Source organism: Azospirillum aestuarii (assembly GCF_016632405.1).
Classification (GTDB): Bacteria; Pseudomonadota; Alphaproteobacteria; order Azospirillales; family Azospirillaceae; genus Azospirillum; species Azospirillum aestuarii.
On record NZ_JAEPIV010000002.1, the window covers coordinates 166,290 to 190,543 of the forward strand.

At 69.5% G+C, this 24,254-nt stretch carries 20 protein-coding genes; 18 read left to right on the plus strand and 2 right to left on the minus strand.

The annotated features are described in order from the left end of the window. The first annotated feature begins 37 nt into the window (after positions 1 to 37). The 18 genes from JJL56_RS05465 (at position 38) to lpxC (ending at position 20,809) form a co-directional block, all read left to right on the plus strand. A complete protein-coding gene (locus tag JJL56_RS05465) occupies positions 38 to 535 on the plus strand; it encodes a division/cell wall cluster transcriptional repressor MraZ (RefSeq protein ID WP_145622566.1) in 498 nt (165 codons plus the stop codon). Then, the gene (gene rsmH, locus JJL56_RS05470; RefSeq protein WP_200484469.1) at positions 532 to 1,533 is read left to right on the plus strand and encodes a 16S rRNA (cytosine(1402)-N(4))-methyltransferase RsmH; all 1,002 of its coding nucleotides are present in this window, start codon (positions 532 to 534) and stop codon (positions 1,531 to 1,533) included. The genes JJL56_RS05465 and rsmH overlap by 4 nt, the downstream gene beginning before the upstream one ends. After that, the gene (ftsL, locus tag JJL56_RS05475) at positions 1,530 to 2,228 is read left to right on the plus strand and encodes a cell division protein FtsL (RefSeq protein ID WP_200484471.1); all 699 of its coding nucleotides are present in this window, start codon (positions 1,530 to 1,532) and stop codon (positions 2,226 to 2,228) included. The genes rsmH and ftsL overlap by 4 nt, the downstream gene beginning before the upstream one ends. Next, positions 2,225 to 4,030 (plus strand): peptidoglycan D,D-transpeptidase FtsI family protein, encoded by a 1,806-nt coding sequence (locus tag JJL56_RS05480; RefSeq protein ID WP_200484472.1) that lies wholly within the window; start codon positions 2,225 to 2,227, stop codon positions 4,028 to 4,030. Before ftsL ends, JJL56_RS05480 begins: the two co-directional genes overlap by 4 nt. Further along, on the plus strand, positions 3,993 to 5,462 hold the full coding sequence (locus JJL56_RS05485; protein ID WP_425599118.1) for a UDP-N-acetylmuramoyl-L-alanyl-D-glutamate--2,6-diaminopimelate ligase: 1,470 nt from the start codon (positions 3,993 to 3,995) through the stop codon (positions 5,460 to 5,462). Before JJL56_RS05480 ends, JJL56_RS05485 begins: the two co-directional genes overlap by 38 nt. Continuing rightward, positions 5,459 to 6,955, plus strand: coding sequence for a UDP-N-acetylmuramoylalanyl-D-glutamyl-2,6-diaminopimelate--D-alanyl-D-alanine ligase (locus JJL56_RS05490; protein WP_200484474.1), 1,497 nt, complete (start codon positions 5,459 to 5,461; stop codon positions 6,953 to 6,955). The genes JJL56_RS05485 and JJL56_RS05490 overlap by 4 nt, the downstream gene beginning before the upstream one ends. Before the next feature lie 10 nt (positions 6,956 to 6,965). Continuing rightward, positions 6,966 to 8,051 carry a phospho-N-acetylmuramoyl-pentapeptide-transferase gene (gene mraY, locus JJL56_RS05495; protein WP_145622576.1) on the plus strand — a complete coding sequence of 362 codons (1,086 nt, stop codon included), beginning with the start codon at positions 6,966 to 6,968 and terminating at the stop codon, positions 8,049 to 8,051. A gap of 13 nt (positions 8,052 to 8,064) precedes the next feature. After that, the gene (gene murD / locus JJL56_RS05500) at positions 8,065 to 9,468 is read left to right on the plus strand and encodes a UDP-N-acetylmuramoyl-L-alanine--D-glutamate ligase (protein WP_145622578.1); all 1,404 of its coding nucleotides are present in this window, start codon (positions 8,065 to 8,067) and stop codon (positions 9,466 to 9,468) included. Then, a complete protein-coding gene (ftsW, locus tag JJL56_RS05505; protein ID WP_173400344.1) occupies positions 9,468 to 10,589 on the plus strand; it encodes a putative lipid II flippase FtsW in 1,122 nt (373 codons plus the stop codon). Before murD ends, ftsW begins: the two co-directional genes overlap by 1 nt. Before the next feature lie 5 nt (positions 10,590 to 10,594). After that, positions 10,595 to 11,731: an undecaprenyldiphospho-muramoylpentapeptide beta-N-acetylglucosaminyltransferase gene (gene murG, locus JJL56_RS05510; protein ID WP_200484476.1), complete on the plus strand. Its 1,137-nt coding sequence runs from the start codon at positions 10,595 to 10,597 to the stop codon at positions 11,729 to 11,731. After that, positions 11,728 to 11,979, plus strand: coding sequence for a hypothetical protein (locus tag JJL56_RS05515; RefSeq protein WP_200484478.1), 252 nt, complete (start codon positions 11,728 to 11,730; stop codon positions 11,977 to 11,979). The genes murG and JJL56_RS05515 overlap by 4 nt, the downstream gene beginning before the upstream one ends. A 7-nt stretch (positions 11,980 to 11,986) precedes the next feature. Next, positions 11,987 to 13,402 carry a UDP-N-acetylmuramate--L-alanine ligase gene (gene murC, locus JJL56_RS05520; RefSeq protein WP_183177948.1) on the plus strand — a complete coding sequence of 472 codons (1,416 nt, stop codon included), beginning with the start codon at positions 11,987 to 11,989 and terminating at the stop codon, positions 13,400 to 13,402. A gap of 11 nt (positions 13,403 to 13,413) precedes the next feature. Further along, a complete protein-coding gene (gene murB, locus JJL56_RS05525; RefSeq protein ID WP_200484480.1) occupies positions 13,414 to 14,340 on the plus strand; it encodes a UDP-N-acetylmuramate dehydrogenase in 927 nt (308 codons plus the stop codon). Further along, on the plus strand, positions 14,337 to 15,287 hold the full coding sequence (locus JJL56_RS05530) for a D-alanine--D-alanine ligase (protein ID WP_145622586.1): 951 nt from the start codon (positions 14,337 to 14,339) through the stop codon (positions 15,285 to 15,287). Before murB ends, JJL56_RS05530 begins: the two co-directional genes overlap by 4 nt. Further along, positions 15,272 to 16,234, plus strand: coding sequence for a cell division protein FtsQ/DivIB (locus tag JJL56_RS05535; protein WP_200484482.1), 963 nt, complete (start codon positions 15,272 to 15,274; stop codon positions 16,232 to 16,234). Before JJL56_RS05530 ends, JJL56_RS05535 begins: the two co-directional genes overlap by 16 nt. Before the next feature lie 82 nt (positions 16,235 to 16,316). After that, positions 16,317 to 17,579: a cell division protein FtsA gene (gene ftsA / locus JJL56_RS05540; protein ID WP_170295699.1), complete on the plus strand. Its 1,263-nt coding sequence runs from the start codon at positions 16,317 to 16,319 to the stop codon at positions 17,577 to 17,579. A 141-nt stretch (positions 17,580 to 17,720) separates the two neighbouring features. Then, positions 17,721 to 19,505 (plus strand): cell division protein FtsZ, encoded by a 1,785-nt coding sequence (gene ftsZ / locus JJL56_RS05545; protein ID WP_145622593.1) that lies wholly within the window; start codon positions 17,721 to 17,723, stop codon positions 19,503 to 19,505. A 359-nt stretch (positions 19,506 to 19,864) separates the two neighbouring features. Continuing rightward, entirely contained in the window at positions 19,865 to 20,809 is a 945-nt protein-coding gene (gene lpxC / locus JJL56_RS05550) for a UDP-3-O-acyl-N-acetylglucosamine deacetylase (protein WP_200484483.1), read from the plus strand. 337 nt (positions 20,810 to 21,146) lie between these two features. Here lpxC and JJL56_RS05555 read toward each other — a convergent pair whose 3' ends face one another. Beyond that, positions 21,147 to 21,545, minus strand: a complete 399-nt coding sequence (locus JJL56_RS05555; protein WP_145622596.1) for a bacteriohemerythrin — start codon at positions 21,543 to 21,545, stop codon at positions 21,147 to 21,149. 121 nt (positions 21,546 to 21,666) lie between these two features. Next, complete coding sequence (ligA, locus tag JJL56_RS05560) at positions 21,667 to 24,054, minus strand: NAD-dependent DNA ligase LigA (RefSeq protein ID WP_200484485.1); 2,388 nt, start codon at positions 24,052 to 24,054, stop codon at positions 21,667 to 21,669. Positions 24,055 to 24,254: the final 200 nt, after the last annotated feature.

Here is a 24,254-nt window from a genome sequence, read left to right on the forward strand (position 1 = left end):
GACCGGCAACGGGATAAGGGGGGCGTTCGTCAGGCCGATGGCCATTTTCCTGTCCACATACGTCAACAAAGTTGACAGGAAAGGCCGCTGCTCCATCCCGGCGCAGTTCCGGCAGTCGCTTGCCAAGACGTCGGCTCCCGGCACCGTCTATCTCTGGCCTTCGCTGAATCATCAGGCGCTGGAAGGCGCCGATCAGGATTATCTCGACGTGCTGTCCGAAAGCCTGGAATCCCCCGATCTGGATTCGGACGAGCGCGACATGATCGAGACCTTCATCTTCGGCAAGCTGATCCCCGTCTCGCTGGACACCGAGGGCCGGATCGTCCTGCCCAAGGAACTGGCCGAGTTCGCCGGAATCGACGAGGAAGCCGCCTTCATCGGCCGCCGCAAGACCTTCCAGATCTGGGAGCCCGGCGCCCTGAAGGCCCATGAACAGACGCTGCGCGACCAGGTCGTGCGCAAGGACATTTCGCTGAGCCAGATCGTCGCCAAGGCATCCCGCGCCGCCGCCAACCGGGGAGGGGAGGGCGCATGATCACCCCCGCTCCGATCTCCTCCACCGCCCCGGCCTCCCCGCACATCTCCGTCCTGCTGAACGAGGTCGTGGACGCGCTCTGCCCGCGCGACGGCGGCGTCTATGTGGACGGCACCTTCGGCGCCGGCGGCTACGCCCGCGCGATTCTCGACCGGGCCGACTGCCGGGTTTGGGGAATCGACCGCGATCCCGAAGCCATCGAGCGCGGCCGCCAGCTCGCCCTCGCCTATCCGGGCCGGCTGGACATCGTCGAGGGCCGATTCGGCGACATGGACCGCCTGCTCGCCGAGCATGGCGTCGAATCGGTGGACGGCGTGGCGCTGGACATCGGCGTCTCCTCCCCGCAGATCGACGAGCCGGAGCGCGGCTTCTCCTTCCGATTCGACGGCCCGCTCGACATGCGGATGGGACGCGACGGGCCGACCGCCGCCGACGTGGTGAACACCGCCGCCCAGGACGAGCTGGCCGACATCATCTTCCATTACGGCGAGGAGCGCATGGCCCGCCGCGTGGCCCGCGCCATCGTCGCCGCGCGGCTGGAAACCCCCTTCGCGCGCACCAAGCAGCTGGCCGACGTGGTGCGGTCGGTGGTGCCGAAGGGGAAGGGCGACGCCATCGACCCGGCGACCCGCACCTTCCAGGCGCTGCGCATCCATGTGAACGACGAGCTGGGCGAACTGCGCCGCGGCCTCGCCGCCGCCGAATCGCTGCTGAAGCCCGGCGGCCGTCTCGCCGTCGTCTCCTTCCATTCGCTGGAGGACCGGGAAGTGAAGACGTTCCTGAAGGAACGCTCCTCGCCCCCGCCCTCCCCGTCCCGACACGCGCCGAGCCTTGCGGCGGACGCGCGTTCCCCATCCTTCCGGCTCCTGTCGCGCAAGCCCATCGTGCCGACGGACCAGGAAGCCCACAGCAACCCACGCGCGCGCTCTGCCCGGCTGCGCGCGGCTGAACGCACGGCGGCGCCGGCCTATCCGGCGCCCGGCAAGGAGGCGGCATGAAATACAAATCCGCGCTTTTCTGGGGTGGCCTGATCGCCGCCGCCGGCTTCGTCCTGTTCGAGACCAGCTACGAGGTTCAGGAGCTGGAGGAAAAGCTGGGCTCGCTCAACCGCAAGATCATGGTGGAGCAGGAGGCCATTCAGGTCCTGAAGGCCGAATGGAGTTTCCTCAACGACCCGACCCGCCTTGAGACTCTGTCGCGCGAGCATCTGGCGCTGCAGCCGACCGAGGCGCGCCAGTTCGTGGCGATGAACATCGTCCCGATGCGCCCCTCCCCCACCGTCGCGCCGGAGGAGGCCCCGCTGCCGCCGATGGTCCGCAACCAGACGCCGGGCAAGACGCCGAACGTGGCGACGGCCTCCACCGGGGACAGCGTCGTGGGCGGCGGCGCCATTGTTCAAGGTGGCGTTCAAGGTGGCGTTCAGGGCGGCGTGATCATTCCGGCCTCGGCCTCGCCGATCAAGCCGGCCCCGATCAAGCCCTCGGCCATCGTGCCCGCCTCGGCCAAGGCTCCGCCGCTGCCGGCGCCCCTGCCCTCCGCCGCCAAGGCGGCCCCGGCGCCGGTGGTGACGACCAAGCCGACGGAGGTCGCCGCCAAGCCGCCGGTCACCGCGCGGACGCTGGCGCCCCCGCACCCCCCGGCCCAGCATGACAGCATCGGTCTTCTCGTCGCCCGTCTCGGAGCCAACCGATGAGCGTTCCGCCGCCCGGCGTCGATCCCGCGCACGGCGCCTACAGTGTCCCGCCCCCGGCTTCCAAGCCGCGGACGTCGCTGTCGGTCGCGCTGGAGCAGAGCCGGAACCGGTTGATGGTGACCGCGGCCATGGTCGCCGTGGTCTTTACCGCCATCGGCGTGAAGCTGGTGGACGCGACCCTGTTCAACCACGCGGCGGAACCGCGCCCGCGCATGGCCGCGGAGGTCGACGCCCCGCCGGTCAACCGCGCCGACATCGTGGACCGCAACGGCAACCTGCTGGCGACCTCGCTCGCCACGCAGTCGCTCTACGCCGACCCGAAGCTGATCAGCCGCCCGGACGAGGTGGCGCGCAAGCTGACCACGGCCCTGCCGGAGCTGGATTACAAGGATCTGCTGACCAAGCTCAGCGGCGACAAGCGGTTCGTCTGGATCAAGCGCAACCTGACGCCCAAGCAGCAGGCGGCGGTGTTCCGGCTGGGCCTGCCCGGCGTCTATTTCGAGCGGGAGGAGCGCCGCTTCTACCCGGCCTCCAACCTGACCTCGCATCTGGTCGGCTTCACAGGTGTGGACAACAACGGCCTCGCCGGGCTGGAGCAGCAATTCAACAAGCGGCTGACCACCGACCCCAAGCCGTTGCAACTTTCGATCGACCTGCGCCTTCAGCACATCCTGAAGAAGGAATTGCAGACGACGATCGACGAGTTCAGCGCCATCGGCGCCACCGGCATCATTTACGATGTCCGCAACGGCGAAGTCATGTCGATGGTTTCGCTGCCTGATTTCGATCCGCACAACCCCACGGGACTTGACCCTGACACGCTGTTCAACCGCGCGACGCTCGGCGTGTACGAGATGGGTTCCACCTTCAAGATCTTCAACACGGCGATGTCGCTGGATTCGGGGAAGATCCGCGTCTCCGACACCTTCGACACCATCAACAACATCCAAGTCGGCCGTTTCACGATCCGCGAATACCACCCGTTCCGCCACAATCTGACCGTGGCGGAGGTGTTCCAGGAATCGTCGAACCTGGGCTCGGTGCGCATGGCCATGTCGCTGGGCGTGCAGCACCAGAAATCCTTCATGACCAAGCTGGGCATGACCCGCCCGACCTCGCTGGAGTTGCCGGAGAACGGCTGGCCGCTGGTGCCGAATCCGTGGCGGGAGGTCAACGCCATGACCATCTCCTTCGGCCACGGCATCTCGGTCAGCCCGATGCACACGGTCAACGCCGCCGCCTCGATCATCAACGGCGGCGTGCTGCACCCGCCGACCCTGCTGAAGCGCGACCCCGCGGTGGAAATTCCGGGCGAACAGGTCATCAGCCCGAAGACCTCGGCGATGATGCGCCGGCTGTTCCGCTTCGTGGTCACCGACGGCACGGCGAAGTCTGCCAACGCCAAGGGCTACGTTGTCGGCGGCAAGACCGGCACGGCGGAAAAGCAGAAGGGCCGGAGCTACGCCCGGAACTCCCGCATGTCGTCGTTCCTCGGCGCCTTCCCGATGCATGACCCGCGCTACATCGTCTATGTCCTGGTGGACGAGCCGAAGGGCACCAAGAAGACCTACGGCTTCGCCACCGGCGGCTGGGTCGCCGCTCCCGCGGTTGGCCGGATCGTGAAGCAGATCGGCCCGCTGCTCGGCGTCCAGCCGGTGGACGAAGCCTCCCCCGACGTCATCAACGCCACCTACATCAACACCGCCGGTCAGACCGCACCGCCCGCACCGCCGCCTCCGCCCGCGCAACCGAAAGGCAGCACCGTTGCTTCTGTCCCACCTGCTGGCAACAAGCCGCGCTGACGCGGCGTCCTCCGTCGAGGTGCCGGCCGTCAATGTGACCGGGTTGACCGCGGACAGCCGCGCGGTCAGGCCCGGTTTCGTCTTTGCCGCCCTGCCGGGCGCGAAGGCGGACGGGCGCGCCTTCATCGCCGACGCGCTTGCCAAGGGCGCCGTCGCGGTGGTGGCGCCCATCGGGACCGCCCTGCCCGCCGGCAGCGCCGCGCTTCTCATCGAGGACGAACAGCCGCGCCGCCTCTTCGCGCGCCTCGCCGCCGCCTTCCACGGGCGGCAGCCGGACACCGTGGTCGCCGTGACGGGCACCAACGGCAAGACCTCCACCGTTCAGTTCGCCCGCCAGATGTGGGACCTGATGGGCCTGAAGGCGGCCAGCCTGGGCACGCTTGGGCTGATCGGGCCGGGGCTGGACGATTATGGCGGGATGACCACCCCGGACCCGGTGTCGCTCCACCGCGACCTCGCCGCCGTCAAGGACAAGGGGATCGAGCATCTGGCGATGGAGGCGTCCAGCCACGGGCTGGAGCAGTTCCGTCTCGACGGCGTGGTCCTCAAGGCCGCGGGCTTCACCAACCTGACCCGCGACCATCTGGACTACCACGGCACGATGGAGGCCTACCTCCAGGCCAAGGCGATGCTGTTCGGACGGGTGTTGCCCGATGGGGGAACCGCCGTCCTGAACGCCGACAGCGGCACCTTCGCCGAGCTTGCCGGGATTTGTTCACAGCGCGGTCACCGCGTCTTCGGATACGGTCTGGCCGGTCGCGAGATCCGGGTGAACGGGGTCGAGCCGCTGGCCCACGGCCAGCGCCTGGACCTGACGGTCCTGGGCCGCGGCATCACCGTGGACCTGCCGCTGGCGGGCCGCTTCCAGGCGTGGAACGTGCTGTGCGCGCTCGGCCTGGTGATCGGCGCCGGCGCGGACCGCGACGAGGCTCTTGCCACCCTGACCCGCCTTGAAGGCGTGCCGGGGCGCCTGCAGCACGTCGCCACCCACCCCTGCGGGGCGGCGGTCTATGTCGATTTCGCCCACACGCCCGACGCGCTGGAAACGGTGCTGCTGGCGCTGAAGCAGCACGCCCGGAACCGCCTGATCGCGGTGTTCGGGTGCGGCGGCGACCGCGACCGCGGGAAGCGGCCGGTGATGGGGGAACTGGCCGGCCGTCTGGCCGACCGCGCCATCGTCACCGACGACAACCCGCGCACCGAGGTGCCGGCGGCCATCCGCAAGGAGGTCCTGGCGGGCCACCCGGCCCTGGAGGAGATCGGCGACCGGCGCGAGGCCATCCGCGCCGCCGTCCGCAGCCTTCGGCCCGGTGACGTCCTGGTCATCGCCGGCAAGGGACATGAGCATGGTCAGATCGTCGGGACGGAGGTCCTTCCATTCGACGACGCGACCGAGGCACGAGCCGCCGTGGCGGAGGTTGGAGCAGCATGAGCGAGGCCAAGACCATCCTGTGGACCGCCGAGGACGCCGCCGCCGCCACCAGCGGTCAGGCGACGCGCTCCTGGGCGGCGACCGGGGTCAGCATCGACAGCCGCAAGGTGGCGCCGGGCGACCTGTTCGTCGCCATCAAGGGGCCGAACTTCGACGGGCACGACTTCGTGGCGAAGGCGCTGGAGGCCGGCGCCGCCGCGGCGCTGGTCAGCACCGTGCCGCCCGGCGTGCCGGGCGACGCCTCCCTTCTGGCGGTGGAGCAGGACACGCTGGCGGCGCTGGGCGACCTCGGCCACGTCGCACGGCTGCGCACCCAGGCCAAGGTGGTGGGCGTCACCGGCTCGGTCGGCAAGACCAGCACCAAGGAGGCGCTGCGCCACGTCCTGTCGGCGCAAGGGCGCACCTTCGCCACCGAAGGCAGCCTGAACAACCATTGGGGCGTGCCCCTGTCGCTGGCCCGCATGCCGGAGGACAGCGAATTCGGCGTGTTCGAGCTGGGCATGAACCACGCCGGCGAGCTCGGCCCGCTGTCGCGGCAGGTCATGCCCGACGTCGCGGTCATCACCACGGTGGACGCGGCGCATCTGGAGTTCTTCGACTCCGTCGAGGCGATCGCCGACGCCAAGGCCGAGATCTTCGAGGGCATGAACCCCAACGGGGTCGCCGTCCTCAACCGCGACAACCCGCATTTCGGGCGTCTGCTCGCCGCCGCGCGCACCCAGGGGCTGAGCCGCATCTGGAGCTTCGGCTCCCACGTCGACGCCGACGCGCGTCTGGTGGACTGCTCCCTGCACGCCACCTGCAGCGCCGTGACCGCGATCATCCGGGGCGAGCGCATCCAGTACAGCCTGGCGCTGCCCGGCCGGCATTGGGTGATGAACAGCCTCGCCGTGCTGCTGGCGGTGAAGGCGCTGGGCGCCGACGTCGCCGCCGCGGGGCGCGCTCTGTCCACCATCGCGCCGGTGAAGGGCCGCGGCACGCGCAAGCGCGTCCAGGCCGCCCAGGGCGCCTTCACCCTGATCGACGAGAGCTACAACGCCAGCCCCGCCGCCATGGCCGCGACCTTCGCGGTGCTCGGCAAGACCGACCCCGGCGCCGGCGGCCGGCGCCTCGCCGTGCTGGGCGACATGCGGGAGCTGGGCGACCGCGCCGACGCCCTGCACGCCGGGCTGGCCGAACCGCTGCGCGCCGCGCATGTGGACGCGGTCTACGCCTGTGGCCCGCACATGCGCACCCTGTTCGACCGCCTGCCCGCCGCCATGCGCGGCGCCTGGACGGAGACCAGCGCCGAGTTGGCCCCCCTCCTGGCCGGCGCGGTGCGCGGCGGCGACGTGGTGCTGATCAAGGGCTCCCTTGGCAGCCGCATGGCGACGGTGGTGGACGCCCTGTCCGCCCTGGACACCAAAGACAACAAACGAACCGAAAAGAACAACAACGGCTCCTCGCCCGCGACTGACACGGATCAGGCCGCGGCGCACGGGCACAAAGGCTGACCGCTCCACGATGCTCTACAACCTGCTCTTCCCCCTGGCGGACGTCTTCACGCCGTTCAACCTGTTCCGGTATCTGACCTTCCGGACGGGGGGCGCGGTGCTGACGGCGCTCGTCATCAGCTTCGTGTTCTTTCCGCGCCTGATCGCGTGGCTGAAACGCAAGCAGGGCGAGGGCCAGCCGATCCGCTCCGACGGGCCGGAAAGCCATATGAAGAAGAAGGGCACGCCCACCATGGGCGGCCTGATGATCCTGATCGCCGTGTCGATCAGCACGCTGCTGTGGGTGGACTTGACGAACGCCTACACCTGGATCGTGCTGCTGGTGACGATCGGCTACGGGCTGATCGGCTTCGGCGATGACTATCTGAAGCTGACCAAGCGCAACACCAAGGGCCTGTCGGGCCGCTTCCGCCTGACCTGGGAGATCATCATCGGCGTCTCCGCCGCCGCCGCCATCATGTATGTGTCGGCGCCGCCGCTGTCCGGCGGGCTGGCCGTGCCCTTCGTGAAGGATTTCCTGATCCAGCTCTCCTGGTTCTTCATCCCCGTGGGCGCCTTCGTCATGGTCGGGGCGTCGAACGCGGTGAACCTGACGGACGGGCTGGACGGGCTGGCCATCGTGCCGACGATGATCGCGGCGGGCTGCTTCGGCCTGATCGCCTACCTCACCGGCAACGCGATCTTCGCCAACTATCTCCAGATCCACCATGTGCCCGGTGCTGGTGAGCTTGCCGTTTTCTGCGGGGCTCTGGTCGGTGCGGGGATCGGTTTCCTCTGGTACAACGCGCCCCCCGCCATGGTCTTCATGGGCGACACCGGCTCGCTGGCCCTCGGCGGCGCGCTGGGAGCCGTCAGCGTGGTCACCAAGCACGAGTTCGTGCTGGCGATCATCGGCGGCCTGTTCGTGCTGGAGACCGTGTCGGTGATCGTCCAGGTCGCCTCGTTCAAGCTGACCGGCAAGCGGGTGTTCCGCATGGCGCCTCTGCACCATCACTTCGAGAAGAAGGGATGGGCGGAGTCCACCGTGGTCATCCGCTTCTGGATCATCGCCTCCATCCTGGCCCTGGTCGGCCTGTCCACGCTGAAGCTCCGGTAAGGGTCGCCCCCCGATGATCAACCTGTTCTACATGGAAGGACTGCCGGTGGCGGTCATGGGGCTGGGCAAGTCGGGCCTCGCCACGGCGGAGGCGCTGACCCGGAGCGGCGCCGACGTGTGGGTGTGGGACGACAACGAGTCCAGCCGCGCCGCGGCGCTCGACAAGGGTTACAAGGTCGTCGACCTGACCACCGCGGACCTGACCGAGCTGACCACCATCGTCTGGTCGCCGGGCATCCCGCACACCCACCCGAAGCCCCATCCGGTGGCCCTGCGCGCCCGCGCCGCGAACATCGAGCTGGTCTGCGACATCGAGCTGCTCGCCCGGTCGGAGCGCGATTCGGCCTACATCGGCATCACCGGCACCAACGGGAAGTCCACCACCACGACCCTGATCGGCCATGTGATGGAGGCCGCCGGGCGGCGCATCGCGGTCGGCGGCAACCTGGGCACCCCGGCGCTGACCTTCCCCTCCGTGGGGGCCGGCGGCAGCTACGTTCTGGAGATGTCGAGCTACCAGCTCGAGCTGACCTACTCGATCACCTTCGACGTGGCGGTTCTGCTGAACATCACGCCGGACCATCTGGCCCGGCACGGCGGCATGGACGGCTACGTCGCGGCCAAGAAACTCATTTTCCACCGCCAGACCAAGCCGCGCACCGCGGTGATCGGCGTGGACGACCCGACCTGCCGGGCGATCTGGGAAGACCTCACCGCCAAGGGCGATCAGGTGATCTGGCCGGTCTCCGCCCTGGGTCCGGTGCCCGGCGGCGTCTATGCCGAGAACGGCTGGCTGATCGACGACACGCTGGGTGCGGCGGAGCGCGTGGCCGAGCTGGCCGCCTTCCCGGCGCTGCTCGGCACGCACAACTGGCAGAACACCGCCGCGGCCTATGCCGCGTGCAAGGCGGCGGGCGTGCCGATCCCGGCCATCGTCGCCGCCATGACCACCTTCCCCGGTCTGGCCCACCGCCAACAGCTGGTGCGCACCATCGACGGCGTGCGCTTCGTCAACGACAGCAAGGCGACCAACGCCGACGCCACGGAAAAGGCGCTGGCGACCTTCGACCCGATCTACTGGATCTTGGGCGGTCAGGCGAAGGAGACCGGGCTCGACGGGCTGGAGGCCTACGCGCCCCGCGTCCGCCACGCCTTCCTGATCGGCGAGGCGTCGGACCGTTTCGCCGCGTGGCTGGAGGCCAACAAGGTCCCCCACACCCGCTGCGGCACTCTGGACGTGGCGGTCAACGCCTCGGCGGAGCTGGCGCTGGCCGAGGCGCTGCCCGGCGCCTGCGTGCTGCTGTCGCCGGCCTGCGCCTCCTGGGACCAGTTCGCGAATTTCGAGAAGCGCGGCGAGGCCTTCGCCGACGCCGTGAACCGCCTCGAAGGCAACGCCGTTCCGGGGGACCGCGCCTGATGATGACCTTCGACCGCACCGACCAATCCATCTTCGGCCGCTGGTGGTGGACGGTGGACCGCTGGCAGCTCGCCGCGCTGGCGGTGCTGATGGCGCTCGGCACGGTCCTGATCACCGCGGCAAGCCCGCCGGTGGCGGAGCGCATCGGCATCCAGGACACCTTCTACTTCGTCGAACGCCACCTGATGATGCTGATCCCCAGCGTCGCCATCATGTGCGGCGTCTCGCTGCTCAGCCCGCGCGGCGTGCGGCGGGCGGCGCTGGCGGTCTTCCTGATTTCGGTGGCGCTGGTCTACGCGACGCTCGTCGTCGGCGTTGAGATCAAAGGCGCGCGGCGCTGGATTCACATTCCGGGCCTGTCGATCCAGCCGTCGGAGTTCGTGAAGCCGGCCTTCGCGGTGGTCGGGGCGTGGCTGTTCTCGCTGTCGCGCACCAACCCCGGCTTTCCCGGCACGATCCTGTCGATCCTGCTCTATGGCCTCACCGTTGGCGGCCTGCTGCTCCAGCCCGACCTGGGCATGACGGTGGTGGTGTCGGCGGTGTGGTTCTCGCAGTTCTTCCTGGCCGGGCTGAACATCATGCTGGTTGGCGGCCTCGGCGTGCTGGGCGTCGCCGGCCTCGTCGGCGCCTATTTCACGCTGCCGCACGTCCACAGCCGCATCAACCGCTTCCTCGACCCGTCGAGCGGCGACACCTATCAGGTCAGCCGCTCGCTGGAGGCCTTCGCCAACGGCGGGCTGATGGGCACCGGCCCCGGCCAGGGAACGGTGAAATATTCGCTGCCGGACAGCCACGCCGACTTCATCTTCGCCGTCGCCGGCGAGGAGATGGGGCTGATCTTCTGCCTGATCATCATCATCCTGTTCGCCTTCATCGTGCTGCGCGGCTTCGCGCGGGTGTTCAACGACACCAACTATTTCGTGCTGCTGGCGGCGAGCGGCCTGCTGATCCAGTTCGGGCTCCAGGCGGCGATCAACATGGGCTCCGCCCTCCATCTGATGCCGACCAAGGGCATGACGCTGCCCTTCATCTCCTACGGCGGCTCCTCGCTGCTGGCGCTGGGCTTCGGCATGGGGATGGTGCTGGCGCTGACCCGCAAACGCTTCGGCCCGGCGGAGTGACGAGCATGGCCGATACCCAACGTCCTATTGTCCTCGCCGCCGGCGGCACCGGCGGCCACTTCTTCCCGGCGGAAGCGCTGGCGCGCGAGCTGCTGGCCCGCGGCGAGGCGGTGGCGCTGGTCACCGACAAGCGCGGCCAGGCCTTCGGCGACAGCCTGCCGGAGGTGACGGTCCACCGCATCCGCTCCGCCGCCCCCGGCGGCAACCTGCTGGCCAAGATGAACGCGGCGTGGCAGATGGGCCTCGGCCTGCTCGGCGCCAACGCGCTGATGCGCCACCTGAAGCCGGCGGCCGTCGTCGGCTTCGGCGGCTACCCCTCCGTCCCCACGGTCTACGCCGCCGCGCAGGGCCGCGTGCCGGTGATGCTGCACGAGCAGAACGCCGTGCTCGGCCGCGCCAACCGGATGCTCGCCGCCGCATCGCGCCGCATCGCCGTCGCCTTCCCCGAGGTCGCCTCGGTGAAGGCGGAGCACCGTCCGCGCCTCGTCCGCACCGGCAACCCGGTCCGCCCGGCGATCGCCGCCCAGCGCGACGCCGCCTACGCCGTTCCCACGCCCGGCGGCCCCGTCCGCATCCTGGTGATGGGCGGCAGCCAGGGCGCGCGCGTCTTCTCCGAAGTCATCCCCGAAGCGCTGGGCCGGCTGCCCGCCGACCTGCGCGCCCGCATCCATCTGGCGCAGCAGTGCCGGCCCGAGGACCTGGAGGCCGCCCGCGCCGCCTACGCCGGCATGGGGCTCGGCGGGCTGGAGCTGGAGAGCTTCTTCCGCGACGTGCCGGAGCGGCTGGCCGCCTGCCACCTCGCCGTGACGCGGGCCGGCGCCTCGACCATCGCGGAGCTGACCTGCATCGGGCGCCCGGCCATTCTTGTGCCATATCCCCATGCCATGGACGACCACCAGACGGCCAACGCGCGGCAGCTCGCCGCCGCCGGGGCCGCCTGGCTGATGCCGCAGTCGGACTTCACCGCCGACGCTCTCGCCGCCCGCCTGACGGCGCTGCTGGAGTCGCCGGACGCGCTGATCGCCGCGGCGCAGGCCGCCCACGGCTGGGGCATGGCCGACGCGGCGCGCCGGCTGGCCGACGCCGTGCTCGACATGATCGCCAACCCGAACCACGCCCGAACCAAGGAAGCCGCGGAATGAACAAGGCAACGCGCAGCACCATCGCACGCCCCCGCTCGTCCCGGCCCCTGGGCGACTGGCCAGCGGCCATGACGCGGACCGAAGGCGCCTGGGGCAACCGGCCCGACTGCCCGCTGCTGCCGCGCGCCGGCGCCGGCTTCCTGCGCGACCGGCTGCACGTCGCCACCGGCGCCCAGCCCCTTCCCTACGGCCTGTCCGACATGGCCGTGGACGCCACCCTCAGCCTGATGCTCCGCCGCGGAAAGTAATCCAGACATGCGCGCCCTCCCCCTCTCGATCGGCACCATCCATTTCGTCGGCATCGGCGGCATCGGCATGAGCGGCATCGCCGAAGTGCTGCGGAACCTCGGCTACACCGTCCAGGGTTCCGACCTGGCGGAGAGCGCCAACGTCAAGCGCCTGCGCGGGCTGGGCATCCAGATCAGCATCGGCCACCGCGCGGAGAACATCGCCGGGGCCGCGGTCGTCGTCGTCTCCTCCGCCGTCAAGCGCGACAACCCGGAGGTCGTCGCCGCCCGCGCCGCCCTGGTCCCGGTCGTCCGCCGCGCCGAGATGCTGGGCGAGCTGATGCGCCTGAAATGGGCCATCGCCATCGGCGGCACCCACGGCAAGACCACGACGACCTCGATGGTCGGCAACATGCTGGAGCACGCCAACCTCGACCCCACGGTCATCAACGGCGGCATCATCAACGCCTACGGCACCAACACGCGGCTGGGCTCCGGCGACTGGATGGTCGTCGAGGCGGACGAGAGCGACGGCACCTTCATCAAGCTGCCGGCCTGCATCGCCGTGGTCACCAACATGGACCCGGAGCATCTGGACTATTACGGCACCTTCGACAACATGCGGGCCGCCTTCGACAGCTTCGTCCAGAACATCCCCTTCTACGGCTTCGCGGCGCTCTGCATCGACCATCCGGAGGTGCAGGCGATGATCCCGCGCGTGTCGGACCGCCGCATCATCACCTACGGCTTCAGCCCGCAGGCCGACGTGCGCGCCGTGAACATGCGGCTGGGCACCGAGGGCGCCGAGTATGACGTGGTGATCGACGACCGCCACACCGGGGAGAGCCGGACGATCATCGGCGTCCGCCTGCCGATGTACGGGCCGCACAACGTCCAGAACTCGCTGGCCTGCTTCGCCGTGGGCAACGAGATGGGCCTGCCCGACGTGGTGATGCGCGACAGCATGGCGAAGTTCCAGGGCGTCAAGCGCCGCTTCACCAAGACGGGCGAGTCGAACGGCATCACCGTCATCGACGATTACGGCCACCACCCGGTGGAGATCGCCGCCGTCCTGAAGGCCGCGCGCACCGCCGGCACCGGCCGCACCATCGCCGTCGTGCAGCCGCACCGCTACTCGCGCCTCGCCAACCTGTTCGAGGAGTTCTGCACCTGCTTCAACGACGCCGACGCGGTGATCGTGGCCGACGTCTACGCCGCCGGGGAGCAGCCGATCGAGAACGTCAACCGCGACAGCCTCGTCGAGGGCCTGCGCATGCACGGCCACCGTCAGGTGCTCGCCCTGCACGGCCCGGACGAGCTGCCGCAGCTGATCCGCGAGATCGCGCGGTCCGGCGACCTCGTGGTCTGCCTGGGCGCCGGCAACATCACCCAGTGGGCCAACGCCCTGCCGGGCGAGCTGGACAAGCTGTCGGGCAAGGCGTGACGGGTCTTCCGATGACAGCCACCACCGCCGCCCTGATCGACCGGATGCCCGCCTGCCGCGGACGGCTGACCGCCGCGGCACCGCTGGCCAACGTGACGTGGTTCCGCGTCGGCGGTCCGGCGGAGGTCATGTTCCGGCCGGAGGACGCCGAGGATCTGGCGGGCTTCCTGGCCGGACTGCCGAACGACGTGCCGGTGACGGTGCTCGGCGTCGCCTCCAACCTGCTGATCCGCGACGGCGGCATTCCCGGCGTGGTGATCCGGCTGGGCCGCGGCTTCGCCGGCATCGCGGCGGACGGGCTGACGCTGGAGGCCGGGGCGGCGGCGCTCGACCTGAACGTCGCCGCCGTGGCGCGCGACGCCGGCGTCGCCGGGCTGGAGTTCCTGTCCGGCATTCCCGGCACCATCGGCGGCGCGCTGCGCATGAACGGCGGCGCCTACGGCCACGAGATCAAGGACGTGCTGGTCGCCGCCCGGGGCGTGACCCGCCGGGGCGAGCGCGTGTCCTACGACAACGCCGGGATGGGCTTCACCTACCGCCACGCCGGGGTGCCGGAGGACGTCATCTTCACCGGCGCCACCCTGCGCGGCGCGGCCGGCGACCCGGCGGAGATCGCCCAGCGCATGGCGGAGATTTCCGGCAAGCGCGCCGACACCCAGCCGGTCCGCTCCCGCACCGGCGGCTCGACCTTCAAGAATCCGCCCGGCCACAAGGCGTGGGAGCTGATCGACCAGGCCGGCTGCCGCGGCCTGACCATCGGCGGCGCGCAGGTGTCGGAGAAGCACTGCAACTTCCTCATCAACCAGGGCGCCGCCACCGCGGCGGAGCTGGAGGCGCTGGGCGAAGAGGTCCGGCGCCGGGTGTTCGAGACCTCCGGCGTCACGCTGGAGTGGGAAATCAAGCGGGTCGGCGTGGCCCGCGAAGGAGCGTCCGCATGACCACCCCCCACAAGAAGCATGTCGCCGTCCTGATGGGCGGCTGGTCGGCGGAGCGCGAGGTGTCGCTGGTCAGCGGCGCCGGCGTCGCCAAGGCGCTGGAGGAGGAAGGCTACCGCGTCACCGCGGTGGACGTGCAGCGCGACCTGGAGGGGTTGCTGCGCGCGCTGACCGACCCGCGCCCCGACGCGGTGTTCAACGCCCTGCACGGGCGCGGCGGCGAGGACGGGACGATCCAGGGCGTGCTGGAATTCCTCGGCATCCCCTACACCCATTCCGGCGTGCGCGCCGCCGCGGTCGCCATGGACAAGGCGATGACCAAGGCGCTGCTCGCCCCGGTCGGCGTGCGCTCGCCCAAGGGCCTCGTCCTTACCAAGGGCGAGCTGACCGGCGGCGCCCACCCGATGCCCGCCCCATACATCGTCAAGCCGGTGGACGAGGGATCGACCGTCGGGGTCACGCTGGTGCGCGAGGGGCAGAACAGCCCGGTTGGCGACGCCTGGACCTTCGGCGAGCGCGCCCTGGTCGAGGAGTTCATTCCGGGCCGCGAACTGACCGTGGGCGTCATGGGCGGGCTGGACGGCGAATGCCGCGCCCTGACCGTGACGGAGATCCGCTTCGAAGCACAGGTGTATGACTACACGGCTAAATACAGCGCCGGTCATGCCGTTCATACTGTGCCCGCGCAGATTCCCGAGCATGTCGCGGAAGAAGCCAAGAGGTTGGCGGTCCTGGCCCACCGGACCCTGGGTTGCCGCGGCGTTTCGCGCAGCGACTTCCGCTGGGATGATCGTAAAAGTGGGACCGACGGACTCTTTTTCCTGGAAATCAACAACCAGCCGGGCATGACGCCGCTGTCGCTGGTTCCCGAACAAGCCGCCGCCGTGGGGCTCACCTACGGGGCTCTCGTCGCTTGGATGGTGGAGAACGCCGCATGTCAACTCGACTGAGCATCGATCCGCAGTTCCGCGCCGGCTTCGCGGGTTCTGCGAACCGGGCCCGCGACGACAGGCCCGTGCCGCCGCGCGCCATGGCGAAGTCGGCGCAGAAAGGCAACCGCCGCCGCGCCTGGCCGCGCTGGACCCGTCCCGCGGTCAAGGCGGCCATCCTGCTGACGCCGGTCCTGGTCGTCGCCGGCATGGCCGCGTCGGCGTGGCAGCGCGGCACCTTCGCCGAGACCACCGCGGCGTTGCAGGAAAGCCTGATCCAGACCAGCGCGTCCGCCGGCTTCGCCATCGCCGACGTGCTGGTCGAGGGCCGGACCGAGACCGACCCGGCGTCCATCCTGCGCGTGCTCGGCGTGCAGCGCGGCGACCCGATCCTCGCCGTCACGCTGTCCGACGCCAAGGAGAAGCTGGAAAGCCTGCCCTGGGTCGCCTCGGCCTCCATCGAGCGGCACCTGCCCGGCATCCTGTTCGTCCGCCTGACGGAACGGGAGCCGATGGCGATCTGGCAGCACGACCGCAAGTTCACCGTCATCGACCGCGAAGGCCGCCCGCTGGCCGACGCGACCGAGTTGGCGCGGCGCGGCAACCGCCGGATCGAGACGCTGCCGCAGGTCGTCGGCGCCAACGCGCCGATGCAGGTGCCGAAGCTGCTCGCGGCCCTCGACAACGTGCCGGCGCTGCGCGACAAGGTGAGCGCCGCCTCCTGGGTCGGCGACCGCCGCTGGGATCTCAAGCTGAAGAACGGTGTCGTGGTGAAACTGCCGGAAGCCCGCATGCCGTCCGCGCTGCGCCAGTTGGCGGAGATGGACGCGACGGGTCAGGTCCTCGACCGCGACATCGTGGCCATCGACCTGCGCCAGAACGACCGCGCCGTGCTGCAGACCTCCGCCACCGCCGTCCTGCCCTGGACGGAGGAGGAGAACAAGAAGAAGCCGGGCAAGAAGACGTGATCCTCCGCCACTCCTCTTTTTGAACCCCTCTTTCTGAAACGCGAACGACCGGACGCATCGAGGCCATAGGGTTGTGCTGAACATGGGCTTCAACGGGGCGAAAAAGCCAAAACGAGCCACCCGCGGCGGGATCATCGCCGCGCTGGACGTCGGCTCGACCAAGGTGTGCTGCCTCATCGCCCGCGTCGAGGATGCGGGGGCCGTGCGCATCCTGGGGATCGGCCACCAGATCGCCACGGGCGTGCGCGCCGGCGCCATCATCGACATGGAAGCGGCGGAGACGTCCATCGGCGCCGCCGTGCACGCGGCCGAGCAGATGGCCAACGAGACGATCCGCGACGTGATCGTCAACGTGTCCTCGCCGATCTCCCACGGCTTCAACGCCGAGGTCGCCGTCTCCGGCCAGGAGGTGACGGACGGCGACGTCCGCCGCGCGCTGGCCCACGCCCGCAGCCTGCAGGTCGGCCCCGACCAGGCGCTGGTCCACGCGATCCCCGTCGGCTTCGCGCTGGACGGCAGCCGCGGCATCCGCGACCCCAAGGGCATGTACGGCGAGCGGCTGGGCGTCCAGGCCCACGTCATCACCTCGCCCGCGGGGGCGGTGCGCAACCTGCAGACCTGCGTGGCCCGCTGCCATCTCGACATCGAGGGTCTGGTCGCCAGCCCCTACGCGTCCGGCCTCGCCTGTCTGGTCGACGACGAGATGGAGATGGGCTCCGCCTGCATCGACATGGGCGGCGGCACCACGACGATCTCCGTCTTCTCCGAAGGCACGCTGGTCTGGTCGGACTGCATCCGGCTGGGCGGCAACCACGTCACCAACGACATCGCGCGCGGGCTGACCACGCCGGTCGTCCATGCGGAGCGCATGAAGACGCTGCACGGCAGCGCCATCACCAGCCCCGCCGACGAGCGCGAGATGATCGACGTCCCCCAAGTCGGCGAGGAGGAGCGCCTCGGCGCCAACAACCTGCCGAAATCCTATCTGGTGCGCATCATCCAGCCCCGGCTGGAGGAGATCTTCGAGCATGTCCGCTCGCGGCTGGAACATTCCGGCTACGCGAAGCTGGTCGGCCGGCGCGTCGTCCTGACGGGTGGCGCCAGCCAGTTGCCGGGCATGCGCGAGCTGGCGCAGCTGATCCTGGACAAACAGGTCCGCATCGGGCGACCGACGCGGATCACCGGTCTGAACGAGGCGCAAGGCGGTCCATCCTATTCGACCGCCGCGGGCCTTCTTCTCCACGCCGTGCGCAATCCGGCGGAACTTCCCGTGGCGGGCCATGAGGCTGGCGCCGGCACGGGGTTCTTCGGGCGCGTCGGCCTGTGGCTGCGGGAGAACCTATGACCCACCGAAAATGGTTCCCGGCCCGAAAAAGGCTCCCGCCGCACCACGGCATTCCTGCCTAAAAACACCACCCGGACCCAACCGGGCAAAGACCCGCGACGCAAAGCATCGAACCAATCAAAAGGTTGTGGAGGCCATAACATGATCAACGTGACCATCCCCAGCATCGAACCCGAGCTGAAGCCCCGAATCACCGTCTTCGGTGTCGGCGGCGCCGGCGGCAACGCCGTGAACAACATGATCAAGTCCAACCTGGAAGGTGTGGACTTCGTGGTCGGCAACACCGACGCGCAGGCCCTGAAGGGCTCGCTCTGCGAAAAGCGCGTCCAGCTCGGCACCACCATGACCCGCGGCCTGGGCGCCGGCTCCAAGCCGGACGTCGGCCGCGCCTCCGCCGAGGAGCAGCTCGAGGAGATCATCGGTCACCTCGAAGGCGCCAACATGGTGTTCATCACCGCCGGCATGGGCGGCGGCACCGGCACGGGCGCTGCCCCGGTCATCGCCCGCGCGGCCCGCGAGCGCGGCCTGCTGACCGTCGGCGTGGTGACCAAGCCCTTCCATTTCGAGGGCGCGCACCGCATGCGGCTGGCCGAATCGGGCATCGCCGAGCTGCAGCAGTATGTCGACACGCTGATCATCATCCCGAACCAGAACCTGTTCCGCATCGCCAACGAGAAGACGACCTTCGCGGACGCCTTCAAGATGGCCGACGACGTTCTGCATTCCGGCGTGCGCGGCGTGACCGACCTGATGGTGATGCCCGGCCTCATCAACCTCGACTTCGCCGACATCCGCTCGGTGATGACCGAGATGGGCAAGGCGATGATGGGCACCGGCGAGGCCGGCGGCGAGCGCCGCGCCATCGAGGCCGCCGAGGCCGCCATCTCCAACCCGCTGCTCGACGACGTGTCGATGAAGGGTGCCCGCGGCGTCCTCATCAACATCACCGGCGGCTATGACATGACCCTGTTCGAGGTCGACGAGGCGGCGAACCGCGTCCGCGACGAGGTCGATCCGGACGCCAACATCATCTTCGGCTCGACCTTCGACAGCTCGCTGGACGGCGTGATGCGCGTGTCGGTGGTCGCCACCGGCATCGACGCCGCGGCCATGTCCAACCCGCGCACCCTGCACCCGGTCAACCTGTCGCTGGTCTCCGACCGCAACGGCGGCAATGCCGGCGCCAAGAAGCCCGCCGGCGCGGCCGGCCTGACCCAGGCCGCCCCGGCGCCGCTCGCCTCCTCCGGTCAGGTCGCCCCGGCGATCCCCGGCGCCGGTCTGGCCCCGCGCCCGATGGGCGGCATCCCGCAGCCCCAGATGCAGCCCCAGCTCCATCCGTCCGAGGTGCAGCAGCATGTTCCGGTCCAGCAGCCGGTCCAGCATTCCGCCCAACATCCCATCGACCCGATGGCCCAGCACGCCCCGCAGCATGCGCCTCACCCGCACATGCCGATGAGCCACGACGCCATGCAGCCGGTCGAGTCCGCTCCGGCCCGCAACGTCGCCACCGGCCCGCTGCACAGCGAGCGCCGCGACGGCCACTTCATCGCCCCGAAGGCCGCCGACCCCGGCCCGCGCCAGCCGATGAACGCCCCGCCGATGTCGAGCCAGCTCGCCGCGGCCGCCCAGGCGGAACCGCCGGCCCGCAAGCCGAACTTCCTGTTCGGCCTGGTCACCGGTCTGGCCGGCCGCAAGGCCGAACCCGCGCCGCAGCCGGCCCCGCAGCCGCAGCACCAGCCGCAGCATCACCATCAGCCCCAGCATCAGCAGCCCCAGCATCAGCAGATGCCGCAGCCGCCGATGACCGCTCCGCAACAACCGATGGCCCAGGCCCCGCGCCCGCAGGCGATGGGCGACGGCACCACGCAGAAGATCGACGAGGAAGCGCTGGACATCCCCGCCTTCCTGCGCCGTCAGGCCAACTGACGCGTCAACGAGGCTGGCCCAATTGATCTGAGGGCAACAGCAACCCGCCGGTCGCCGCCGCCTCTTTCGAAGCGGCATCGGCGGGCATCCACAACCTGTTAGACTTCAGCCGCCTCCAGAGCTTCGCAAGAACGCTCCGGGGGCGGTCTTTTCGTGTCCGGAGGGTGCCCGTTTCGCGTCCGGCGACGGTGCTCTACCGCCCTGCAACAAACGGTAACAAAGAGTGATTTGTCCTCCACAGGGGCCAATGATACCTAGCATATGCGGTCATAAGCGATGACCCGCCCCCTCCCGAGGGAGAACGGCGGCAAATCGCGGATCGGCCGCACAAAGACCAAGATTGAAACGGGACAGACACCGTGGCTCAGAATCGCATCAAGACCGAAGGCATGCTGCAGCGTACCCTGGCGAAGCCGGTGCGTTGCTCGGGCGTCGGGCTGCATACGGGCGCGACGGTTACCCTGACGATTTCCCCGGCCGAGCCGAACACCGGCATCGTCTTCCGGCGCAGCGACCTCAGCGGCCCCGCCGCCGTGATCCCGGCGCGCTGGGACCATGTGGTCGACACCAAGCTGTGCACGGTCATCGGCAACGCCCACGGCACGACCATCGGCACCGTCGAGCATCTGATGTCGGCCCTGGCCGGCTGCGGCGTGGACAACGCCCTGGTCACGCTCGACAACATCGAGGTTCCGATCATGGACGGCAGCGCCGCCCCCTTTGTGGAGGCGATCGAGCGCACCGGCACCGTGTCGCAGAACGCGCCGCGCCGGGCCATCCGCATCCTGAAGCCGGTCACCGTGACCGAAGGCAACAAGAGCGCCACCTTCACGCCGGACCACACCACGGGCTTCAGCTTCGAGATCGACTTCGCCAGCAAGGCCATCGCCCAGCAGAGCCACGAGGTGGAACTGGACGCCGAAACCTTCCGCGACGAGATCAGCGCCGCCCGCACCTTCGGCTTCCTGCACGAGGTCGAGGGCCTGCGCAAGATGGGCCTTGCCCGAGGCGGCTCGCTGGACAACGCGGTGGTCATCTCCGGCGACGAGGTGATGAACGAAGGCGGTCTGCGCTTCGACGACGAATTCGTGCGCCACAAGATCCTGGACGCGGTCGGCGACCTCTATCTGGCCGGCGCGATGTTCGTCGGTCACTTCCACGGCGTCCGCTCCGGCCACGCCCTAAACAACCTTCTGCTGCGCGCGCTGTTCGCCGACGCCAGCGCCTGGTGCTACGAAACCCCGCCGAGCACGGCGCTGCCGGGCGCCGTATGGCACGCGACCGAACGGCTCGCCGTCGCCTGATACGCGCCTCGTCGCGTCGCGTTGCCCCTGCCCTCCCCTTCCGGGGAGGGCATTTTCGTTTCGCGCGCCCCCTCCCCTCTCGGATTCGCGCAAGGCGCGTCTCGTGCACACTCCCCTCCCCTTCCGGAAAGACAAAGCGGAGACTTTTGCGCAAGGGGATTAGAATTTTCAGAATATTGAATTATATCAATATTTTATTTGGTGTTTTTGAGATTTTGACTGAGATGGCGCGATCGAACTCCCTCTCCCCGCTTTCGGCGGACCAAAGGTCCGCCTGCCGCGTCAGCGCAAACTTCGTTTGCGCGTGAGCGGAGGGGCGAGGGCCAATTCAGCAGACTCACCGCTCCGCGGCATAGGCGCCGAAGCGGGTGTCTTCCTTCAGGATGTGCTTGCCCAACCAGTCGGCGCAGAATTCGAACACCTCGTTGCCGGAGATGGTGTCGCGCTGGGCGTGGAAACGTTCGCGATAGGATTCGACGTTGCGCGTCAGTGTGTCGTGCAGGGCCTTGTGCGCGGCGAAGGTCGGATAGTTGGCCTGGGCCATGTGCGCTTCTTCGCGTGCGAAATGATCCTTGGTGTAGTGAATCAGCTCGTCCAGGATCGCTTCGACGACGTCAGGAGAGGCGCGGTTTTCGTCCGCGCCCAGCTTGTTGACGATGTCCACGAGAACGCGATGATCCTCATCGAGTTCTTCGATGCCGACGCTCATCCAGCGCGACCATTGAATGGAGTCCATGGCGATCCCCCGTCTCGTTCTTCTTATGGCGCTTTGTCCCTTTATGGAACCGGCGGCGAGGGGCGTCAACGCGGCACTCGGCCGCGCCGCCCCTCCCCTGCCACCTCTCCCCTTTGCCCGGTCAGCCGGCGATCAGCTCGGCCCACTCCTGCTCGCTGAGGATGGTCACGCCCAGGTCGCGCGCCTTGGCGGCCTTGCTGCCCGCGTCCGCCCCGCAGATGACGTAGTCGGTCTTGGCGGAGACCGAACCGGCGACCTTGGCCCCCAGCGACTCCGCGCGGGTCTTCGCCTCGGTGCGGGTCATGGTCTCCAGCGTGCCGGTGAAGACCACCGTCTTGCCGGCGACGGGGGAGCCGCTGGCCGCCTTCGGGCGCTCGGCGTCGGCCACCCGCACGCCCGCAGCGCGCAGATCGTGGATGATGGCGCGGTTGCGCTCCTCCTGGAAGAAGCCGGCCAGCTCCTCCGCGGCGACCTCGCCGACGTCGGGGATGGCGACCAGCTCACCCCAGCCGGGGCCGGGTTGCGCGCCGACCGCGGCGAGCATCGCCGCCTTCCAGTCCGCCAGGGCGCCGTAGCGTTCGGCCAGCGCCTGAGCGGCGCGGCTGTCCACCTTCTTGATGCCTAGCAGCTTGATGACGCTGTCCAGCCGCAGCGCCTCCTGGCCGGCGTAGAAGTCCAGCTTCGGCAGGTTCTCCGGATCGGCGAACCAAGCGAGCAGAGCGTCGGCCTTCACCGGACCGAGCCCGCTCAGCGCGTGCAGGTCGCGCCACGCCTCGCCCGGCATGTTGGCGACGGCGCGCTCCATCCCCTCCAGCCAGCCGTCGATCGAGCCGTACTGGCGGGCCAGCGACTTGGCCGTCACCTCGCCGATGTGGCGGATGCCCAGCGCGAAGATGAAGCGGTGCAGGTCGATGCGCTCGCGCCGCTGGTTGATGGCGGCGAACAGGTTCTCGACCGACTTCTCCTTCCAGCCCGGACGGCCGAGGATGGCGATCTCCCCCGCCGCCACCCGGCGCTCCAGCGTGAAGATGTCCACGGGGGAGCGGATCAGCCCGTCCTCCCAGAACTCCTCGATGGTCTTCTCGCCCAGCCCTTCGATGTCGAAGGCGTTGCGCGACACGAAATGGCGCAGCCGCTCCTTGGCCTGGGCGGCGCAGATCAGCCCGCCGGTGCAGCGGCGCACCGCCTCGTCCGGCTCGCGCACGGCGAGGCTGCCGCAGACCGGGCAATGGTCGGGGAAGACGTAGGGCACGGCGTCGTCGGGGCGCTGCCCCTCCACCACCCCGACGATCTGCGGGATCACGTCGCCGGCCCGCTGAACGGTCACCAGATCGCCGATGCGGACGTCCTTGCGGGCGATCTCATCCTCGTTGTGCAGGGTGGCGCGGCTGACCACCACGCCGCCGACGGTGATGTCCTCCAGCTCGGCCACCGGGGTCAGGGCGCCGGTGCGGCCGACCTGGATGGTGATGCCCTTCAGCCGGGTCTGCGCCTGCTCCGCCGGGAATTTGTGGGCGATGGCCCAGCGCGGCGCCCGGCTGACGAAGCCCAGCCGCTGCTGAAGCTCCAGGCTGTTGACCTTGTAGACCACCCCGTCAATGTCGAAGGGCAGCGCCGAGCGCTCCTCACCGATCTTGCGGTAATGGGTCAGCAGCGCCTCGGCACCGTCGCACAGGTTGGCCGGGCGGTTCAGCGAGAAGCCCCAGCCACGCAGCCGCTCGCGGATGCCCCATTGGCTGTCGGCGATCGGCTCCGACAGCTCGCCCAGCGCGTAGCCGAAGAAGCAGAGCGGGCGCGACGCGGTGACCTTGGAATCCTTCTGGCGCAGCGACCCGGCGGCGGCGTTGCGCGGGTTGGCGAACAGATCCTCCCCCCGCTCCGCGTAGGCGCGGTTCATCGCCAGGAAGTCGTCGCGGTTCATGTAGACCTCGCCGCGCACCTCCAGAACGGCGGGATAAGGCGCCTCCAAGGTCTGCGGCACGTCACGGATGGTGCGCACGTTGGCGGTCACGTCCTCGCCCTCCGTCCCGTCGCCGCGGGTGGCGGCCAGGACCAGCCGGCCGTTCTCGTAACGCAGCGAGCAGGACAGCCCGTCGATCTTCGGCTCGGCCACGAACTCCAGCGGAGCGTCGTCGGACAGGCCGAGGAAGCGGCGGACGCGTGCGACGAACTCGTGCGCCTCCTCCGGCTCGAAGGCGTTGCCGAGCGACAGCATGGGCAGGGCGTGCCGCACCTTGCGGAAGGCCGCCGCCGGGGCGGCGCCGACGCGCAGCGAGGGCGAATCGGCCCTGCGCAGCTCCGGATAGCGCGCCTCGATCCCGTTGTTGCGGCGGACCAGCGCGTCGTAGGCGGCGTCGGAAATCTCCGGCTTGTCCTGCTGGTGGTAGAGCCGGTCGTGGTGGGCGATCTCCTGGGCCAGCGCGGCCAGTTCCGCCTGCGCCTGCTCCACCGTCAGCTCCTCCACGGGGATGCTGCGGAGCGCGGCGGGGGTGTCGAACAGGTCGTTCATGGCGGGTCTCTTCGGTGCCTTCTGATGGGGACGGCGCTGGATCGCCGCCGCCGCCGGGGGCGCAGCATAGCGCCGTGGGGACGCGCCGTGGAGTCCGGCCTGAGCCGGTCTGGCATTTGGTCCCAACCGCACCAACCTTGAAACCGAAAACCTTGTTAGGTGCGGGGGCGCGAGGGTTGCGTGTATGATGACCCGGCGCC

Excerpts from the sequence above, each read along its gene's own strand:
- JJL56_RS05530 (WP_145622586.1), top strand. The coding sequence starts at position 14,337 with ATGACCACCCCCCACAAGAAGCATGTCGCCGTCCTGATGGGCGGCTGG.
- ligA (WP_200484485.1), bottom strand. The coding sequence starts at position 24,054 with ATGAACGACCTGTTCGACACCCCCGCCGCGCTCCGCAGCATCCCCGTG.
- murD (WP_145622578.1), top strand. The coding sequence starts at position 8,065 with ATGATCAACCTGTTCTACATGGAAGGACTGCCGGTGGCGGTCATGGGG.
- murB (WP_200484480.1), top strand. The coding sequence starts at position 13,414 with ATGACAGCCACCACCGCCGCCCTGATCGACCGGATGCCCGCCTGCCGC.
- ftsZ (WP_145622593.1), top strand. The coding sequence starts at position 17,721 with ATGATCAACGTGACCATCCCCAGCATCGAACCCGAGCTGAAGCCCCGA.
- JJL56_RS05480 (WP_200484472.1), top strand. The coding sequence starts at position 2,225 with ATGAGCGTTCCGCCGCCCGGCGTCGATCCCGCGCACGGCGCCTACAGT.
- JJL56_RS05490 (WP_200484474.1), top strand. The coding sequence starts at position 5,459 with ATGAGCGAGGCCAAGACCATCCTGTGGACCGCCGAGGACGCCGCCGCC.
- JJL56_RS05555 (WP_145622596.1), bottom strand. The coding sequence starts at position 21,545 with ATGGACTCCATTCAATGGTCGCGCTGGATGAGCGTCGGCATCGAAGAA.
- murC (WP_183177948.1), top strand. The coding sequence starts at position 11,987 with ATGCGCGCCCTCCCCCTCTCGATCGGCACCATCCATTTCGTCGGCATC.
- JJL56_RS05535 (WP_200484482.1), top strand. The coding sequence starts at position 15,272 with ATGTCAACTCGACTGAGCATCGATCCGCAGTTCCGCGCCGGCTTCGCG.
- mraY (WP_145622576.1), top strand. The coding sequence starts at position 6,966 with ATGCTCTACAACCTGCTCTTCCCCCTGGCGGACGTCTTCACGCCGTTC.
- murG (WP_200484476.1), top strand. The coding sequence starts at position 10,595 with ATGGCCGATACCCAACGTCCTATTGTCCTCGCCGCCGGCGGCACCGGC.
- JJL56_RS05465 (WP_145622566.1), top strand. The coding sequence starts at position 38 with ATGGCCATTTTCCTGTCCACATACGTCAACAAAGTTGACAGGAAAGGC.
- ftsW (WP_173400344.1), top strand. The coding sequence starts at position 9,468 with ATGATGACCTTCGACCGCACCGACCAATCCATCTTCGGCCGCTGGTGG.
- JJL56_RS05515 (WP_200484478.1), top strand. The coding sequence starts at position 11,728 with ATGAACAAGGCAACGCGCAGCACCATCGCACGCCCCCGCTCGTCCCGG.
- rsmH (WP_200484469.1), top strand. The coding sequence starts at position 532 with ATGATCACCCCCGCTCCGATCTCCTCCACCGCCCCGGCCTCCCCGCAC.
- ftsA (WP_170295699.1), top strand. The coding sequence starts at position 16,317 with ATGGGCTTCAACGGGGCGAAAAAGCCAAAACGAGCCACCCGCGGCGGG.
- ftsL (WP_200484471.1), top strand. The coding sequence starts at position 1,530 with ATGAAATACAAATCCGCGCTTTTCTGGGGTGGCCTGATCGCCGCCGCC.